Source organism: Microbacterium sp. Se63.02b, assembly GCF_014171575.1.
Taxonomy (GTDB): domain Bacteria; phylum Actinomycetota; class Actinomycetes; order Actinomycetales; family Microbacteriaceae; genus Microbacterium.
Genome location: NZ_CP050453.1, coordinates 2,689,897 through 2,707,128 on the forward strand (window position 1 = coordinate 2,689,897; position 17,232 = coordinate 2,707,128).

The following is a 17,232-nucleotide window of genomic DNA, read 5'->3' on the forward strand; positions in this document are numbered from 1 at the left end:
GATCTGCGCCGTGCCGACCGGCTCATCGCTCCCCTCCTGCGCGACGGCCGCCTCCGTGTTCGCGAGGCGGGTGAGAGCCCGCGCGCGCCATCGCCACCGCGAGCTCTTTCGCGCGGTCGCCCTCGGCCCGCTCGGCGGCGATGAGCGCGGCCAGCACACTGTCGTGCATCAACGCCGACATCGCCACACGCTCTTCCTCGGCGGCGGCGGCAGCGGCGGCGGTCGAGTACGAGGACACGGCCTGCGCCCTGGCCTCATCGACCCCCGCGGCGACGGAACGGAACATCCAGCCGAGCGAGATCATGACGACGCCGAGGATCAACGTGAAAGACACATCGAACGCGGTCGTCACCCAGAACTCCCGGGAGAACTCCCCTTGCACGAGACGGACATAGCCGTAGACCAGCGGCATCCCGGCGGCCCAGGCGAACTGGAGCCACAGCGGGAAGGCGAGCATCGCCGCGACCACGCCCACGTTGACGAGGAAGAAGATCCATGGTTGGTCGCCCGCGCTCTTGTCCGCAGGGTCGACGACCGTCGGCCAGGCGGCGAGCGCGAGCACGTAGACCACGGCGAATGCGCCCGAGAAGGTGCGCACCCCGCGGCCGACCAGACAGGCCACCAGCATCGCGGCGAGCGGCACGAACACCACGACCAGCATCACGATGTGCACCACATCGGCCCGCGACAGCGAGTTCACCGCGCCGATCAGCGCCTGCGCACCGAGTACCGCGGAGCCGAGCGCGACGACGATCGCGAGGATGCGCTCCATGCGCTTCCCGGTGAAGCGCTCGAACTCCGTCTCGGTGCCGCCGGGAGAGGGGATCTTGCTCCAGGCATCTCGGATGCTGAGCGGGTCAGCGGGCACTCGATGCCCCGTCGGCCGCGACGATGCCGTCTTCCATCGCTCGACGGAGAAGATCGACCTTGGTGGGCGCTGGCCTGCCGACCTCGACGTACTTGACCCTGATGCGAGTGATGTTCTCCTTGGCCGTGGAGTAGGCGACGCCGAGCCGTTCGGCGACGGCCTTCAACGGCAGCCCCGCCGCGTACAACCGGAGCACCTCGCGTTCGCGGGTGGAGAGCTGCGCATCCGCGAAGTCCCGATCGCCGTCGACCGCGCTCGCCCACTCGACGTTGTTGAGCGCCTCGCCCTGCGCGACGGTCCGGATCGCGTCCAGGACGTCGTCGAGGGCCGAGGACTTGCTGACGACGCCTGCCGCTCCGGCCGACAGCGCTTCGCGGACGGCGGCCGGACGATCGGCGACGCTGTGGATGACGACGCTCGCCCCGTCGCTCACGAGCGATGTGACGTTCTCGGTCACGGTGGTGCCGTCGCCGAGCGTGAGGTCGAGGACGACCACGTCAGCCGGCGCGGACCCCGACGCGGCGCGCCACTCGAGGTAGGAGACGACGGTGCTTCCCGAGAACACGACAGTCTGCGAATCGCGCGCGCACGCGGCCTCGAGGCCGAGGCGTACGGACTCGTGATCGTCGATGAGTGCCACCCTGCTCATCCCCCCAGCCTAGTGAGTCCCCTCGGACCCCCACGGCGGCGGTCACCTGGTGAGCAGTGCGACGACCTCGAAGTGGTGCGAGTGGGGGAACAGGTCGAAACCACGGAGACGGTCGACGTTCCATCCGAGAGTCCGGAAGGTGCCGAGGTCACGCGCGAGCGCGACGGGGTCGCACGCGACATAGGCGATGGCCTCGGGCGACGAGGCATGCACCGCCTCGACCACCTGACGGCCGGCACCGGCGCGCGGCGGATCGAGGATCACGGCACCCGTGCGCCCGGCGCCGGTGCGCGACGCGAGGAACCTGTCGACGCGCGCGGTCACCGCGGTCACATCGACCGGGGCGAGGTTCGCGACGGCGTGCTGCGTGGCCCGAGCGCTCGACTCGACTGTCACGATGTCCGACCCTCCGAGGTCGGCGAGGGTCGCGGCGAAGAGCCCGACACCGCCGTAGAGGTCGTAGTGTGCGCGCTCGGGGTCCACATGCCCGTCCAGGATGCCGTACACCGCTGCATCCAGCACCGACGCGGCTCGCGGGTGCACCTGCCAGAATCCGGTGGCATCGACCTGGAAGCGACGATCGCCGACGACCTCCTGGATCACCTCGGGGGTCGGACGCCGCCGGAAGCCCCGCGCAACGCGGGCGGGCCGTTCCGTCTCTTCGCGTCGTATCACGCGCACCTCGCCGTCGGCGGGCTCGACGAGCTCGATGCGTCCCGGTGCCTCTCCGCCCAGCGCGAGCGCTGCTTCGGCGATGGCGGGCCGCGAGAGCGGGTAGGAGGTGACGGGGATCACACGGTGGCTCCGTGCGGCGAACGGACCGACGACGCCGGCCTCATCGACGTGCAGGGTGACCCGCGTGCGCCATCCCGTACCGTCTCCCGACGCGACGGCTTCGATCTCCGGCGCGACGAGACCCTGGCCGGCGAACCGGTCGAGCGCCTCCGCCAGCACCTGGCGCTTGAGCACCCGCTGGTGGTCGAGGTCGATATGACCGAGATCCGCTCCGCCTGGACGTTCCGCGGGGTCACGCGACAGGTCAGCCTCGGGCCAGATGTGCGGTCGTCGGTGTTCCGACGCGTCGAGCACCTCGATCGTCTCCGCACGCCAGAAGCTGCGGGTCGCGGCATCCGAGCCCTCCGGAGGGGTGATCAGTCGGGCACGGACGCGCTCCCCGGGATCGCGTCGGACACGAAGACCACGCGCCCTCATGCCGGGCGACGAACGTGCCTCCGTGCGCGATGCCGGTGATGTCGAGTTCGAGCACGTCGGCTGCGGAGGAAGTCATCCTTCGAGGATACGGTGGTGCACATGCGCGTCTGCCTCGCCTCCACGTCCCCTGCCCGACTGATGCTGCTGCGCCAGGCCGGAATCGAGCCGCTCACGGCGTCGCCGGACGTCGACGAGGACGCGGTCGCTGCCGCGGCGGAGGCCGAGCGTGGCGCTTCCCTCGCCCCTGCGGAGCTGGTGCTGCTGCTCGCGCGCGCCAAGGCCGCTGCGGTCGCGCAGGATCTGGCCGCCGCCGGCGAGTTCGACGGCATCGTGATCGGCGGCGACTCCATGTTCGCGATCGGCGGGAAGGTCTACGGCAAGCCCTACACCCCGGACGAGGCGACCCGCCGCTGGCGGGAGATGCGCGGCGCCACCGGAGTGCTGCACTCCGGTCATTCGGTCTTCCGCGTCGCGCCGGGCGAAGCCCCCGGGAAGCGACCGCCGTCGCCGAGGCGGCGGTGACGTTCGCCGCGGATGTGAGCGACGCCGAGATCGACGCGTACGTCGCATCCGGCGAGCCGCTTCGTCGCGGGCGCCTTCACCGTCGACAGCCTCGGTGGGGCGTTCATCACCCGGGTGGACGGCGATCCGTCCACGGTCGTCGGGATGTCCCTGTCGACGGTGCGGCGCCTGGCCGCCGAGCTCGGGGTCCGGTGGACCGACCTGTGGTCGTAGACTCCCCTCCACGTTTTCGCGTCTTTCTTGTGGGGAGTCGTCAAAGGGATCGGGGTCCTTCTCGCTAGGCTGGCAACCATGCCTGCTATCGCCAAGGTGCTCGTCGCCAACCGCGGCGAGATCGCCGTACGCATCATCCGCGCCGCCCGTGACTCCGGGATCGCCTCCGTCGCCGTCTACGCGGACCAGGACCGGGACGCCCTGCACACCCGTCTCGCCGACGAGGCGTACGCGCTCGGAGGCTCCACCAGCGCCGAGACGTACCTGCAGATCGAGAAGATCCTCTCGATCGCCCGCCGCGCCGGCGCGGACGCCGTGCACCCCGGCTACGGATTCCTCGCCGAGAACGCCGAGTTCGCCCGCGCCATCATCGATGCGGGGATGACCTGGATCGGCCCGTCGCCCGAAGCGATCGAGGCCCTCGGCGACAAGGTCACGGCGCGTCACGTCGCCGAGAAGGTCGGCGCGCCCCTCGCCCCCGGCACGCCCGGTCCCGTCGAGGGCGCCGACGAGGTCATCGCCTTCGCGAAGGAGTTCGGCCTTCCGATCGCGATCAAGGCGGCATACGGCGGCGGTGGACGCGGCCTCAAGGTCGCGCGTGAGCTCGACGAGGTCGGCGAGCTGTTCGAATCGGCGACGCGGGAGGCCGTCGCGGCGTTCGGTCGCGGCGAGTGCTTCGTGGAGAAGTACCTCGACAAGCCCCGCCACGTCGAGACCCAGTGCCTGGCGGACGCCGAGGGCAACGTCGTCGTCATCTCGACGCGCGACTGCTCGCTGCAGCGCCGCCACCAGAAGCTCGTCGAGGAAGCCCCGGCCCCGTTCCTGACCGATGAGCAGAACGACCTCCTCTACTCCGCGTCCAAGGCGATCCTCAAGGAGGTCGGCTACGTCGGCGCCGGCACCTGCGAGTTCCTGATCGGCGCCGACGGCACCGTCTCGTTCCTCGAGGTGAACACCCGCCTCCAGGTCGAGCACCCGGTCTCGGAAGAGGTCACCGGCATCGACCTGGTGCGCGAGCAGTTCCGCATCGCCGCCGGCGGCACCATCGACTACGGAGACCCCGAGCCGCAGGGCCACTCGATCGAGTTCCGCATCAACGGCGAGGACCCGGGTCGCGGGTTCCTCCCCCAGCCCGGTCCGATCCACGTCTTCAAGACCTTCGGCGGTCCGGGTATCCGTCTCGATTCCGGAGTGACGGCCGGCGACGCGGTCTCCGGGGCGTTCGATTCGCTGCTCGCGAAGATCATCGTCACGGGCAAGGACAGGGCGGAGGCGCTGGAGCGCTCGCGCCGCGCACTGGACGAGTTCGAGGTCGCCGGACTCCCCACCGTCATCCCGTTCCACCGCAAGGTGGTGCGTGACCCCGCCTTCACCGCCGTGGACGGCGACTTCGGCATCTTCACCCGCTGGATCGAGACCGAGTTCGTCAACGACATCCCCGCGTGGGACGGCGAGCTGGAAGCACAGGCCCCGTCCGAGGCGCGGCACACCGTGGTCGTCGAGGTCTCTGGCAAGCGCCTGGAGGTCAGCCTCCCCGACCGTGTCGCCGTCGCTCCTGGCGCGGCAGGGCGCCCGGCGGCCGTGCCGCCGTCGCGCCGCAGCCACGCCACCACCGCCAATGCGGGGGCATCGGGAGACGCCGTGAAGTCGCCCATGCAGGCCACGGTCGTCAAGATCGCCGTCGAAGACGGTCAGCAGGTCGTCAAGGGCGACCTCGTCGTCGTGCTCGAGGCCATGAAGATGGAGCAGCCGCTGCAGGCACACAAGGACGGCGTCATCGGCAACATCAACGCGGATGCCGGCGCCACCGTCTCGGCCGGACACCAGCTCCTCACGATCAGCTGACCCGTAGACGCAACGACGAAGGCGCCCCACCGAGGTGGGGCGCCTTCGTCATGTCCGCAACGATCAGGAGATGTTGACGAGGTGCATCGCCCTGCTGGCGTCGGTGATGCTGCTCGACAGCGACGGGTACGCCGCGAAGACGCGCGACACCTGATCGACCGTCAGTCGTCGCTCGACGGCGACCGCGATCGGGTAGATCAGCTCGGAGGCCTTGGGCGCCACGATGACGCCGCCGATCACGGTTCCGGACCCCTTGCGGGCGATGAGCTTGACGAAGCCGTCCTTGATGCCCATCATCTTCGCCCGGGGGTTGGCCGCGAGCGGAAGCTTGTAGACCATGCCGTCGGCGATGCCGTCTTCGACGTCCTTGACCCCGTAGCCGACCGTCGCGATCTCGGGCGCGGTGAAGATGTTCGAGGTGATCTTGATCAGCTCGAGCGGGATCACGATGTCGCCCAGCGCGTGGAACACGGCGGTGCGCCCCTGCATGGAGGCGACAGAGGCCAGCGGGAAGAAGTTCGTGCAGTCTCCGACCGCGTACACGTTCGGGACGGAGGTGCGGGCGACCTTGTTCACCCGCACGTGACCCGAGTCGTCGAGCTCGACGCCCGCCTCCTCGAGACCGATGCCCGCGGTGTTCGGGATCGACCCGACCGCCATGAGACAGTGGCTGCCGTCGACCGTGCGCCCGTCCGACAGCGTCACGGTCACGCCGTCCTTCGTGACCTCGACCTTGTCGGCCCTGGACTTGGAGAGCACCTGCATGCCGCCGCGCTTGAACACCTTCTCCAGGACGCTCGCCGCATCCTTGTCTTCGCCCGGGAGCACCTGATCCCGGCTGGAGACGAGCGTGACCTTGGCGCCGAGGTTCATGTAGGCGGAAGCGAACTCCGCCCCCGTGACGCCGGATCCGACCACGATCAGGTGCTCGGGGAGCGACTTCATGTCGTACAGCTGCGTCCACGTGAGGATGCGCTTGCCGTCGGGCTTGGCCGAGTCCAGCTCGCGGGGCGATGCACCGACGGCCACCACGATCGTGTCGGCTTCGACCCGGTCGAAGTCGGTCCCGCCCTGACCGGTCGACACGACGATCGCCGTCGGTCCCTCGAGCCGGCCGTGACCGGAGAGGATGCGCACTCCGGCGTCGAGGAGCGTGGCGCGCATGTCCTCCGACTGCTGGCCGGCGAGGGCGATGAGCCGCTTGTTCACGGCAGCGAGGTTGATGGCGATCTCGGGCTTGAGCGGCTTGCCGTTCTCTCCCTTGGCGTAGAAGTTCACCCCGAGGTCGCTCGCCTCGGAGATCGCGACGGCCGCGTCGGCGGTCGCGATGAGGCTCTTCGAGGGCACCACATCGGTGAGCACGGCCGATCCGCCGACGCCCACCCGCTCGACCAGGGTGACCTCGGCCCCGAGCTGAGCGGCCGCGAGGGCCGCCTCGTAACCGCCGGGACCGCCGCCGAGGACGGCGACGCGCTGAGTGCGCTCGAAAGTGGTGGAAGACATGGAATCCATTCTTCCCCAATCCTGGCCCCCGAGCCTGCACCTTCCTAGAGTGGATCCATGCCTGAAACGCACAGCAACCCCTCGACGACCCGACCGCGAACCCGTTCGAGGTCGCCGCCGAGGCCGCCGCAGACATCGCGCGTCTGACCGGCGTCGAGAAGCACGACATCGCCCTCACCCTCGGCAGCGGCTGGGGCAAGGCCGCCGACATCATCGGCGAGACCGTCGCGACCATCCCCGCCACCGAGGTCACCGGCTTCTCAAGCCCGCCCTCGAGGGCCACGTCGGCACGCTCCGCAGCATCCGCACCCCGGCGGCAAGAACGTCCTCGTGATCGGCGCCCGCACGCACTACTACGAAGACCACGGCGTGCGCCGCGTCGTGCACAGCGTGCGGACCGCCGCCGCGACGGGCGCTGCGATCATGGTGCTCACGAACGGCGCGGGCGGCATCCGCGAGACCTGGAAGCCCGGTCAGCCCGTGCTGATCAGCGACCACATCAACCTCACCGCGGACTCCCCTCTCGAGGGCGCGACCTTCATCGACCTGACCGACCTGTACGCCAAGCGTCTGCGCGACATCGCCCGCAGCATCGACCCGAGCCTCGACGAAGGTGTGTACACGCAGTTCCGCGGACCGCACTACGAGACCCCGGCCGAGGTGCAGATGGCCAAGCACATCGGCGGTCACATCGTCGGGATGTCGACCGCCCTCGAGGCCATCGCCGCGCGCGAGGCCGGCATGGAGATCCTCGGCTTCTCGCTCATCACGAACCTCGCCGCGGGCATCCAGCAGACTCCGCTGAGCCACGCCGAGGTCATCGAGGCCGGACGCGAAGCCGAGCCGGTGATCTCCGCGTTGCTGGCCAGGGTGGTCGAGGCGCTGTGAGCGAGGATCGGCTCGTCCAGGCACGCGCCTGGTTGCGGCAGGACCCCGACCACGAGACCCGCGACGAGCTCGCCGGCCTCATCACACGTGCCTCCGCCGGCGAGGACGCCGCGCTCGCCGAGCTGGACGATCGGTTCAGCACCCGTCTCGCGTTCGGCACCGCAGGACTCCGCGGAGAACTCGGCGCCGGCAGCAACCGGATGAATCGCGTGCTCGTCGCGCAGGCCGCTGCGGGCTTCGCCGCGTATCTGCGCGCGAGGACGCCTGATGCGACCCCACCGTGGTGATCGGCTACGACGGCCGCCGCAACTCGCGCGTGTTCGCGACCGACTCCGCCGAGCTCTTCGCCGGCGCCGGCCTGCGTGCGATCCTGCTGCCCCGCCTGCTCCCGACCCCGGTGCTCGCGTTCGCCGTGCGCCACTTCGGCGCCGATGCGGGAGTGATGGTGACAGCCAGCCACAATCCCCCGAACGACAACGGGTACAAGGTGTACCTCGGCGGAGCCGACCAGGGTTCGCAGATCGTGGCTCCCGCGGATGCCGAGATCGCGGCGCAGATCCAGCGCGTCGCCGACAGCCGATCCGTGACGGAGCTGTCGCGCTCCACGGCGTACGAGACGGCCGGAGAAGAGGTCGTCGAGGCGTACATCGCCGCGACCGCCGCCGTGGCTCCCGCGCCGGCCGGCACCACGGGGATGCGCTGGGTGTACACCGCGATGCACGGCGTCGGATGGGAGACGCTCTCGCGCATCGTGAAGGACGCCGGATACCCGCAGCCCTTCGTCGTCGAGGAACAGCTCGCTCCCGATGCGACCTTCCGCACGGTGTCGTTCCCGAACCCCGAGGAACCGGGGGCGATGGACCTCGCCTTCGCCAGGGCCCGCCGAGTGAAGGCGGACTTCATCCTCGCCAACGACCCCGATGCGGATCGACTCGCCGTCGCCGTCCCGGACGAGAGCGCACCGGACGGCTGGCGCCGACTGACCGGCAACGAGGTCGGCCTCCTGCTCGGCGCGAGAGCCGCCCGTGCCGCGGAGGGCACGCCGGGTGCGTCGCTCGCGTGCTCGCTCGTCTCGTCTCCCGGCCTCGGTGCCGTCGCCGCGCACCACGGGTTGGACTTCCACGAGACGCTCACCGGCTTCAAATGGATCTCGCGTGCCCCCGGCATCGTGTTCGGCTACGAGGAGGCCCTCGGTTACCTCGTGAACCCCGAGACGGTCCGTGACAAGGACGGCGTGTCCGCGGCCGTCGCGGTGCTCGGCCTCGCCGCCGAAGCGCGCGATCGCGGCGCGACGCTGGTCGACCTCCTCGCCGAGCTGGGCGAGACGTACGGGCACTTCGCCAGCGGACAGGTCTCGGTGCGCGTCGACGATCTCTCGGTCATCGGCGCCGTCATGCTCGCCCTGCGCACGCTCCCCCGACCCATATCGCGGGCCGCTCGATCACGTCGGCCGAGGATCTGCTGCAGGCGGCCCCCGGGCGTCCCTCTGGCGATGTGCTGCGGTACCTCCTCGGCGACGGTTCGCGCGTCATCGTGCGCCCCAGCGGCACCGAGCCGAAGCTCAAGGTCTACATCGACGCGCGCGCCGACACGGCAGAGGGCGCACGCGCGGCCGTGGCGGAACTCGAGGCCGGCGTGCGGACGCTGCTCGACGAGCGCTCCTGACCATGCCGACGCGACACCTCATCGTCAGCGCGCACAACGGCGCGCACGCCCGACCGGTGGCCGAGCTCGTCCGTCTGGCGCAGTCGCACGGCACGACGGTGACCCTCCGCACGGCGGACGGCACGACGGTCGACCTGAGCAGCGTCCTGGCGGTGATGGACCTCGGTATCGCGTCCGGCGATGCGGTGGTGCTCGAGACCGCGCCGTCCGACACATCGGAGGCCGTCCTCGATCAACTCGCCGAGGTGCTCGCCCCCCGGGAGTGATCCGCGGGCTCAGCCGTCGATCACGGCCACGAGCTCGTCGAGGAACGCCTCGAACGTCGAACCTCTCCGCACGATCCTCTGCACGCTCTCGCGTTCGCTGAACACCTCGACCAGCTGCTCGAACACGGTCTGGAAGGCGGCACGATCGCCCTCGCTGAACGCGGCCAGGGCGACGACCTGCACGCGCCCACCGCCCCACGCCGCCGAGCCGTCGGCGACGCCGATGGCGATTGCCGTGCGCGTGGCCGTCATCTGCAAGGCGTGCGGGACGGCGAGCGCATCCGTGAACGTGGTCGATGACATCCGCTCGCGCACGATGGTGTTCTCGATGTAGTCCTCGCCGATGAGTCCGGCACGCATCAGGAGGCCACCGAGGCGGCGGATGATCGCCTCCTCCCCTCGTCCGGCAGCGGGAAGACGAACGCGTCGGCCAGGAAGTAGCGGGCGAGCTCGCCGCGGAGCCGTGTGAGCCTCCTGCTCCGTCGTACGCGCGCGGCAGCCTGCTGGATGCGGTCCACATCGGCATCGGTCAGGAACGGCTGGATGCGAACGAACCGGTCTCCCGATCGCCCGGGTTCGATCGTGCTGAGCACGAGGTCGGTGTCGAAGGACGCCCAGTCGGGGTCCACGTTCGTGACCACGCTGGTGACCTCGATCGCCGATCCGAGCGAACGGTCGACGCTCGAGCGCAGCAGTTCGTGCAGCTCCTGGTATCCCGGGCACACGATCGTCGCCGTGAGGATCGACTCGGCCTTCCTGCTGCGTTCGAGACGGCCGCCGACGTGCATGGCGATGTAGGCGATCTCGTCGTCGTGGATGGGGGTGCCGACGCGGTCGTGCAGTCCACTCGCGATCGACACCGCGACCTCGAAGATCATCGGGTAGCTCGTCTTGAGCGAGCGGGTGAGCGGATTGCGCGTCAAGGCGCTCTCCTCCGCGCGGCGCAGGAGGTTCTGCACGTGCAGTGCGAGCCGGAGCACGAACGTCTCGTCGACGAGGTCGACCTGGAAGTCGTCGGCCGCCCTCGCGAGCTCGGCGCGCACCGCGTCCTCCACCGAAGCATCGACCCCGCTGCGCGCGACCTCGCGAGTGGCGTCCTCCCCGGCGCGACGATGCGGGTGAGCACGAGCGACGCGAGATGGTTGCTGTCCCCGTCCCCGAGAACGACGGAGAAGTGCTCGTCGGCGAGTCGGGCGATCACCGCTGCGACCCGGGGGATCTCCTCGCGGGCTCCGACCGGAGGCGCCTCGAGAGCGTGGCCGGCGGCGACCCTGTCCGCCGCGATGGCGATATGGAGCAGCACGTCGGCGATCGCCAGCTCGTTCACGTAGTACCCCAGCTCGCCGAGCTCACCCACCAGGGCCGACTTGAACGGACCAACGGCGCTGGCGGCGACCGCGGAGCCGGAGAGCGCACGGCGGAACGTCTCGGGGTGGAACGAGGCATCGTCCATCTCGTCGTGCGCGAGTCGACTGAGCAGCCGCCGCTGAGCCGCCTCGTCGCCGCGCAGCCGCACGATCTCGCGGTCGCGCTCGAGCAGGAGGTCGGTTCCTTCGAGCAGCCCGCGCACACGCGCGAGGTCGGCCTCGAGCGTCGCCTCGCTGACGTGCAGCTCATCGGCCGTGTCGAACACGTCGATCCCCCTCGGCTCGTCCAGGAGCGAACGGACGAGTGCGTGCAGCCGGTCACGGGGTGCCGACTCTCCCGTCTGCCGCGTGCGCAGCGCACCGCGCGCCCCGGAGCCTGCGCGATACCCCGCCGGACCGGATTCGATCGCGGCAGCACCGGGAGTGCGCGCGTTCAGCGCGGCGACGTAGGAGCGGATGCTGCGTGGCGTGACGCCCAGCAGATCGGCCAGGCTTCCTGCCGTCGACCATCCCTCCTGGCGCAGGAGCGTCGCGAGGAGCTGGTCCTGGCGCTGGCGCGACATGGTCCTCTCCTTCCGCGTGCTGACCGCACTGTCTCGACGTGGTCTCCATGATGTCAGCATGCCGGTACTCGAGGGCGGAAGGCGCTGTTCCGCGGGGGCGGAAAGGAACGTGTTGGCGCGGCGCCCCTCCCTGTTCACAGACTGTTCTCAGGAAGGTGGGAATCGATGAGGATCCTCGTGGTGTGCGGCGCCGGGGCGTCGAGCACATTCGTCGCGCAGCGCCTGCGCAGCGCGGCAGCGGCCGCCGGTCTCGACTGGGAGGCAGCGGCCGGCATGGAGAGTTCGCTCATCGACGCGGACCCCGATCTCGTCCTCGTCGGCCCCCACCTCGGCGAGCGGGTGGAAGCCATCCGCGGCGCCGTGAGCGCCCCTGTCGCGGTGCTCCCGGCCGACGTCTTCGCCGACCGCGACGGATCACGCACGCTCGTCTTCGCCCGCTCGATCCTCGCCGCCGCCGGCGACACCCCGAAAGGAACACCATGACCGCCACCCGCACCGTTCGCATCGGCTCCTCCCACGGACTGCACGCCCGCCCCGCGAAGCTCTTCGCCCAGGCGGCGAAGGACTCCGGCGTCGCGGTGACCATCGCCAGGACTCCGGCAAGCCCGTGAACGCGGCGAGCATCCTCGGCGTCATCGCCCTGGCCGTCGAGCACGGCGACTATGTGACCCTCACCGCGGAGGGCGACGGCGCGGAGGACGTGCTCGACACCCTCACCGAGCTGCTCACCACCGACCACGACCAGGACGCCGCCGGATGAGCGAGCTGCGCGGCGTCGGCATCGGCCTCGGGGTGGCCCAGGGGCCGGTCGTCCGCATGTCCGAAGCGATGCCGGCACCCGAGAACACGCCGAGCACCGCGGGCGCCGACGCCGAGCGCGCACGGGTCCGCGAGGCCGTATCGATCGTCGCGGAGGAGCTGAACGCGCGTGGTCAGGCTGCGGGCGGATCGGCGCAGGAGGTGCTCGAGGCGCAGGCGATGATCGCCGAGGACCCGACCCTCCAAGACGAGGTCGATGCCCGCATCGATGACGGCGCGACGGCGGAGTGGGCCGTGCATGACGCCTTCGCCGGATTCCGTGCCACGCTCGAGGCCGTCGGCGGCTACCTCGGCGAGCGCGCCGCCGACCTCGATGACATCGCGCAGCGCGTGCTCGCACGCCTTCGCGGGGTCGAGGCGCCCGGCGTCCCGGCCCCGGGCCATCCCTTCGTGCTGGTGGCGCGCGATCTCGCCCCGGCCGACACCGCGCTGCTCGACCTCGATCAGGTGCTCGCCCTGATCACCACCGACGGCGGACCCACATCGCACACCGCGATCCTCGCTCGCGAGAAGGGCATCGTCGCGATCGTCGGCGCCGCAGACGGCGACATGCTCGAGACAGGCGAGACGGTGATCGTGGACGCGGCCGCCGGCGTCATCACGCGAGAGCCCACCGAAGACGAGAAGACTCGCGCGGCTCAGCGCGCTGCCGCTCGTCGCTCCGCGGACTCCGCCCCGCTGACTCCCGGCGCCCTCGCCGACGGCACGCGTGTCGCACTGCTCGCGAATCTGGGGAAGCCCGCAGACGCCGCGGATGCGGTCGCTCGGGGGCCGAGGGCGTCGGGCTGTTCCGCACCGAGTTCCTGTTCCTCTCCTCGGCCCAGGCGCCGACGATCGCCCAGCAGCGGGAGGCGTACCGCGAACTGCTGGCCGCGTTCCCCGGGCGCAAGGTCGTGGTGCGGATGCTGGATGCCGGAGCCGACAAGCCGCTCGCCTTCCTCAACGATGCGCACGAGGAGAACCCCGCGCTCGGGCTCCGTGGTCTTCGGGCGCTCCGGGCGAGCGAGGACATCCTCCGCGAACAGCTCACCGCCCTCGCCGAGGCCGACGCCGAGACCGAAGCCGAGCTCTGGGTGATGGCGCCGATGGTGGCCACGGTCGAGGAGACGAAGTACTTCACCGGGCTGGCCCGCGAGTACGAGCTGCGCACGGCCGGCGTCATGGTGGAGATCCCCGCGAGCGCCCTGCTCGCCGACCGGGTGCTCGCACACGCCGACTTCGCGTCGATCGGCACGAACGACCTCACGCAGTACACCATGGCGGCCGACCGCATGCTCGGGTCGGTCGCGGGCTTCCAGGACCCCTGGCATCCGGCCGTGCTGCGCCTTGTGCGTGAGGTGGGCGACGCCGGGGCGCGTCTCGGCAAGCCCGTCGGCATCTGCGGCGAGGCCGCGGCCGACCCGCTGCTCGCCGTCGTCCTGGTCGGCCTGGGCGCGACCAGCCTCTCGATGGCACCGTCGGCACTGGCCGATGTGCGGCACACCCTGTCCCAACACACCCTGTCCGAGGCACGGGGTCTCGCCGAGGCCGCTCTGGCCGCCGACGACGCCCCTTCCGCCCGAACCGCCGCAGCGACGCTCGCCGCGGCTCTCCCCCTCCACAAGAAAGAGACGACATCATGACGACGACGTCACCTGCCGCCACCCGACCGGGCGGCCTCCGCGTGGGCGTGCAACGCTTCGGCACGTTCCTCTCCGGCATGATCATGCCGAACATCGCGGCTTTCATCGCCTGGGGCTTCATCACGATGCTCTTCATCCCCAAGGGTTTCTTCGGGGCGGAGAGTCCGTTCGACTGGCACTGGGCGGGAGTCGCCGAGATCATCGGTGGCGGCGGGGATTCCGCCGTGATCGGCTGGCAGGGCGCGATGACGGCCGTCGCAGAGAGCGCCGACGGCAACATCCTCGCGTACGTCGGCCTGGTCGGACCGATGGTCACCTACCTGCTGCCGCTGCTGATCGCCAACACCGCGGGACGCATGGTCTACGGCGAGCGCGGGGGTGTCGTCGCGACGATCGCGACGGTCGGCGTGATCGTCGGCACGAACATCCCGATGTTCCTCGGCGCGATGATCATGGGCCCCATCGCGGCGTGGCTCATGAAGCAAGTGGACCGGCTGTGGGACGGCAAGATCCGCCCCGGCTTCGAGATGCTGGTGAACAACTTCTCCGCCGGCATCCTGGGCATGCTCCTGGCCATCGTGGGCTTCTTCGCCTTCGGGCCCGTCATGCTCGGTGTCAGCGCGGCGCTCGGCACCGCGGTCGACTGGCTCGTGTCACTGAACCTGCTGCCGCTCGTGTCGATCATCGTCGAGCCGGCGAAGGTGCTGTTCCTCAACAACGCCATCAACCACGGCGTGTTCACGCCCCTGGGCATCGAGCAGGCCACCGAGGCCGGCAAGTCCATCCTGTTCCTCATCGAGGCGAACCCCGGCCCCGGCCTCGGTCTGCTGCTCGCCTTCACCTTCTTCGGTGTCGGAGCGGCGAAGGCGTCGGCGCCGGGCGCGGCGATCATCCAGTTCTTCGGTGGCATCCACGAGATCTACTTCCCGTACGCGCTGAGCAAGCCGACCACGATCCTCGCCCTCATCGCGGGTGGCGCGGCCGGTGTCACGACGAACATGGTGCTCGGCGGCGGTCTGGCGTTCCCGGCCGCCCCGGGAGCATCATCGCGGTGACGGCAGCCGCCATCGGACCCGGCGCGGGGAACCTCCTCGTCGTGTACCTCTCGGTGATCATCGCTGCGACGGTCACCTTCCTGATCACCGGAGTGATCCTGCGCGCGTCGCGAAAGCGCGATCTCGAGGCGGAGGGCGACACCTTCGGCGCGGCGATCGCGCAGACCGAGGCGAACAAGGGCAAGTCGTCCGTCGCCATGGATGCCTTGCGCACGTCGACGGCGGCCTCCTCGTCCGAGACCGTCGCGGCGCCGAGCACGACCGCCGTCGCCGCGGCGCCGATCGAACGCATCGTGTTCGCGTGCGACGCGGGGATGGGATCGTCCGCCATGGGCGCCAGCGTCCTGCGCAACAAGCTCAAGAAGGCCGGGATCGAAGACGTGGTCGTCACCAACCAGGCGATCGCCAATCTCGACGGCACCGCCGACGTCGTGATCACGCAGCAGCAGCTCACGGAGCGCGCGACAGCCAAGTCACCGAACTCGGTACATGTCTCGGTGGACAACTTCATGAACTCGCCCAAGTACGAAGAGGTCGTCGAGATGGTGCGCGAGCAGCGAAAGGACACAGAATGAGCGTTCTGACCCCCGAACAGGTCCGCATCCACCCCGGAGGGGCCACGCGGGACGAGGCGCTCCAGGAGGCGACCGACATCCTGGTCGCTGCCGGAGCCGTCACCCCGGCGTATGTCGATGCGATGCGACAGCGCGAGGAGACCGTGTCGACCTTCATGGGCAACGGCCTCGCGATCCCGCACGGCACCAACGACGCGAAGGACGCGATCCTCGCCTCGGCCCTCTCGGTCGTCCGCTATGACGGCGGCGTCGACTGGTCGGGGGACCCCGCGACCTTCGTGATCGGCATCGCCGGGGTCGGCGACGAGCACCTCGAGATCCTGTCGCGCATCGCGATCCTGTTCTCCGAGGAGGACGACGTGGCACGCCTCGCGGCGGCGCAGACCTCGGAGGAGCTCTACGCCCTCCTCTCGGAGGTGAACGAGGGATGAAGGCGGTCCACTTCGGGGCGGGCAACATCGGGCGCGGGTTCGTCGGTCTGCTGCTGCGCCAGGGCGGTTACGAGGTCGTCTTCTCCGACGTCGCGGACGCCCTGGTCGACGCGATCAATGCGGCCGACTCCTACACCGTGCACGAGGCCGGCCCCGGGGGACCGATCACGTCGTGACCGGGTTCCGCGCCGTGAACAGCCGCACCGATCCCGCGGGCGTGGCCGAGGAGGTGTCGACAGCCGATGTCGTCACCACCGCCGTCGGCCCGACCGTGCTGCGGTTCGTGGCGCCGTCCATCGTCGCCGGGCTCGCGCTCCGCTCCCCCGACGCCGCCCCGTTGCAGGTCATGGCGTGCGAGAACGCGATCGGAGCCACGGACCTGCTGCGGCGCGAGGTCACCGCGGCCGCGGGTGCGGATGCCGAGGCGCTGCTGCGTCGTGCGGTGTTCGCGAACACCGCGGTGGACCGGATCGTCCCTGCACAGCCGCCAGGAGCCGGGGTCGACGTCACGGTCGAGCCCTACTTCGAGTGGGCGATCGAGTCCGGTCCGTTCGGCGATACGCCGCCGAGCATCCCCGGCGCGCACTTCGTCGACGACCTGGCGCCCTACATCGAGCGCAAGCTCTTCACCGTGAACACCGGGCACGCGGCGACCGCGTACTTCGGGGCGCGCGCCGGCATCGAACGCATCTCCGACGCGCTGGCGGACCCGGCGATCACGGTCGCAGTGTCGGCGGCCCTCGAAGAGACGTCCGCCGTCCTCGTGGCCGAGCACGGACTCGATCCTCTCGATCTCGCCGCCTACCGCGCTGCCATCCTCGATCGGTTCCGCAACCCGGAGCTCATCGACACTGTCCAGCGGGTGGGTCGCCAGCCGCTGCGCAAGATCTCCCGGCACGAGCGCTTCGTCGGCCCTGCCGCGATGGCCGCAGAGCGCTCGCTGCCGACCGCGGCGCTGGTCGCCGCCATCGGCGCGGCCCTCGCGTTCGACGATCCGGCCGACGAGCAGTCGGTAGAGCTGCAGGAGCTGTTGCGCACCGAGGAAGCCGCGGCGTTCACCGTGCGCACCACGGGTATCGATCCCGAGCATCCGCTGTTCCCGCGCGTGCGGGACGCCGTGGCCGCCCGTCAGCGAGACCTCGGCATCGGCTGACGCCGCTCCGGAATCG

Annotated in this window: 10 protein-coding genes and 8 pseudogenes; 11 read left to right on the forward strand and 7 right to left on the reverse strand. The window is 70.4% G+C overall.

All coding sequences use genetic code 11. The features are described from left to right. Nucleotides 1-22: 22 nt before the first annotated feature. The 3 genes and pseudogenes from G4G29_RS13230 to G4G29_RS13240 all read right to left on the reverse strand — a co-directional run bounded on the left by G4G29_RS13230 (nucleotide 23) and on the right by G4G29_RS13240 (nucleotide 2,805). Complete coding sequence (locus G4G29_RS13230; RefSeq protein WP_183150447.1) at nucleotides 23-868, reverse strand: hypothetical protein; 846 nt, start codon at nucleotides 866-868, stop codon at nucleotides 23-25. Beyond that, nucleotides 858-1,517: a response regulator transcription factor gene (locus tag G4G29_RS13235; protein WP_183150448.1), complete on the reverse strand. Its 660-nt coding sequence runs from the start codon at nucleotides 1,515-1,517 to the stop codon at nucleotides 858-860. The genes G4G29_RS13230 and G4G29_RS13235 overlap by 11 nt, the downstream gene beginning before the upstream one ends. Nucleotides 1,518-1,559: 42 nt before the next feature. Then, nucleotides 1,560-2,805, reverse strand: a pseudogene (locus tag G4G29_RS13240) (TRAM domain-containing protein). Between the two features lie 23 nt (nucleotides 2,806-2,828). Here G4G29_RS13240 and G4G29_RS13245 point away from each other — a divergent pair. Next, a pseudogene (locus G4G29_RS13245) lies at nucleotides 2,829-3,464 on the forward strand (Maf family protein). A 78-nt stretch (nucleotides 3,465-3,542) separates the two neighbouring features. Beyond that, nucleotides 3,543-5,309, forward strand: a complete 1,767-nt coding sequence (locus G4G29_RS13250) for a biotin carboxylase N-terminal domain-containing protein (RefSeq protein WP_183150449.1) — start codon at nucleotides 3,543-3,545, stop codon at nucleotides 5,307-5,309. Between the two features lie 63 nt (nucleotides 5,310-5,372). Here G4G29_RS13250 and G4G29_RS13255 read toward each other — a convergent pair whose 3' ends face one another. Further along, nucleotides 5,373-6,821 carry an NAD(P)H-quinone dehydrogenase gene (locus tag G4G29_RS13255; protein WP_183150450.1) on the reverse strand — a complete coding sequence of 483 codons (1,449 nt, stop codon included), beginning with the start codon at nucleotides 6,819-6,821 and terminating at the stop codon, nucleotides 5,373-5,375. A 68-nt stretch (nucleotides 6,822-6,889) separates the two neighbouring features. Between G4G29_RS13255 and G4G29_RS13260 the strand changes: the two are divergent. The 3 genes and pseudogenes from G4G29_RS13260 to G4G29_RS13270 form a co-directional block, all read left to right on the forward strand. Beyond that, nucleotides 6,890-7,700 (forward strand): annotated as a pseudogene (locus tag G4G29_RS13260) (purine-nucleoside phosphorylase); the annotation flags it as partial. Then, nucleotides 7,697-9,365: pseudogene (locus tag G4G29_RS13265) on the forward strand (phospho-sugar mutase). The pseudogenes G4G29_RS13260 and G4G29_RS13265, both read left to right, overlap by 4 nt. A 2-nt stretch (nucleotides 9,366-9,367) precedes the next feature. Beyond that, a complete protein-coding gene (locus G4G29_RS13270; RefSeq protein WP_183150451.1) occupies nucleotides 9,368-9,631 on the forward strand; it encodes an HPr family phosphocarrier protein in 264 nt (87 codons plus the stop codon). 9 nt (nucleotides 9,632-9,640) lie between these two features. On the opposite strand, the gene G4G29_RS24075 is transcribed toward G4G29_RS13270, so the two are convergent. The 3 genes from G4G29_RS24075 to G4G29_RS24085 are packed head-to-tail and all read right to left on the reverse strand — an operon-like array spanning nucleotide 9,641 to nucleotide 11,561. Next, nucleotides 9,641-10,018 (reverse strand): PTS sugar transporter subunit IIA, encoded by a 378-nt coding sequence (locus G4G29_RS24075; RefSeq protein ID WP_345941180.1) that lies wholly within the window; start codon nucleotides 10,016-10,018, stop codon nucleotides 9,641-9,643. Next, nucleotides 9,991-10,611, reverse strand: coding sequence for a PRD domain-containing protein (locus G4G29_RS24080; RefSeq protein WP_345941181.1), 621 nt, complete (start codon nucleotides 10,609-10,611; stop codon nucleotides 9,991-9,993). The genes G4G29_RS24075 and G4G29_RS24080 overlap by 28 nt, the downstream gene beginning before the upstream one ends. After that, nucleotides 10,551-11,561 (reverse strand): HTH domain-containing protein, encoded by a 1,011-nt coding sequence (locus G4G29_RS24085; RefSeq protein WP_345941076.1) that lies wholly within the window; start codon nucleotides 11,559-11,561, stop codon nucleotides 10,551-10,553. The genes G4G29_RS24080 and G4G29_RS24085 overlap by 61 nt, the downstream gene beginning before the upstream one ends. 165 nt (nucleotides 11,562-11,726) lie before the next feature. Between G4G29_RS24085 and G4G29_RS13280 the strand changes: the two genes are divergently transcribed. The 6 genes and pseudogenes from G4G29_RS13280 to G4G29_RS13305 all read left to right on the forward strand — a co-directional run bounded on the left by G4G29_RS13280 (nucleotide 11,727) and on the right by G4G29_RS13305 (nucleotide 17,216). Then, nucleotides 11,727-12,044 (forward strand): hypothetical protein, encoded by a 318-nt coding sequence (locus G4G29_RS13280; protein WP_183150452.1) that lies wholly within the window; start codon nucleotides 11,727-11,729, stop codon nucleotides 12,042-12,044. Next, nucleotides 12,041-12,321 (forward strand): annotated as a pseudogene (locus G4G29_RS13285) (HPr family phosphocarrier protein). The gene G4G29_RS13280 and the pseudogene G4G29_RS13285 overlap by 4 nt, the downstream one beginning before the upstream one ends. Beyond that, nucleotides 12,318-14,002 (forward strand): annotated as a pseudogene (gene ptsP / locus G4G29_RS13290) (phosphoenolpyruvate--protein phosphotransferase). Before G4G29_RS13285 ends, ptsP begins: the two co-directional pseudogenes overlap by 4 nt. After that, a pseudogene (locus G4G29_RS13295) lies at nucleotides 13,999-15,632 on the forward strand (PTS mannitol transporter subunit IICB). The pseudogenes ptsP and G4G29_RS13295 overlap by 4 nt, the downstream one beginning before the upstream one ends. Continuing rightward, nucleotides 15,629-16,063 (forward strand): PTS sugar transporter subunit IIA, encoded by a 435-nt coding sequence (locus G4G29_RS13300; protein WP_183150453.1) that lies wholly within the window; start codon nucleotides 15,629-15,631, stop codon nucleotides 16,061-16,063. The pseudogene G4G29_RS13295 and the gene G4G29_RS13300 overlap by 4 nt, the downstream one beginning before the upstream one ends. Continuing rightward, nucleotides 16,060-17,216, forward strand: a pseudogene (locus G4G29_RS13305) (mannitol-1-phosphate 5-dehydrogenase). Before G4G29_RS13300 ends, G4G29_RS13305 begins: the two are co-directional and overlap by 4 nt. The last annotated feature ends 16 nt before the right edge of the window (nucleotides 17,217-17,232 follow it).

Bases quoted from the DNA above. Each gene is read 5' to 3' on its own strand.
- G4G29_RS13235 (WP_183150448.1), bottom strand. From the start codon at position 1,517: ATGAGCAGGGTGGCACTCATCGACGATCACGAGTCCGTACGCCTCGGC.
- G4G29_RS13250 (WP_183150449.1), top strand. From the start codon at position 3,543: ATGCCTGCTATCGCCAAGGTGCTCGTCGCCAACCGCGGCGAGATCGCC.
- G4G29_RS13255 (WP_183150450.1), bottom strand. From the start codon at position 6,821: ATGGATTCCATGTCTTCCACCACTTTCGAGCGCACTCAGCGCGTCGCC.
- G4G29_RS13270 (WP_183150451.1), top strand. From the start codon at position 9,368: ATGCCGACGCGACACCTCATCGTCAGCGCGCACAACGGCGCGCACGCC.
- G4G29_RS24085 (WP_345941076.1), bottom strand. From the start codon at position 11,561: ATGTCGCGCCAGCGCCAGGACCAGCTCCTCGCGACGCTCCTGCGCCAG.
- G4G29_RS13280 (WP_183150452.1), top strand. From the start codon at position 11,727: ATGAGGATCCTCGTGGTGTGCGGCGCCGGGGCGTCGAGCACATTCGTC.
- G4G29_RS13300 (WP_183150453.1), top strand. From the start codon at position 15,629: ATGAGCGTTCTGACCCCCGAACAGGTCCGCATCCACCCCGGAGGGGCC.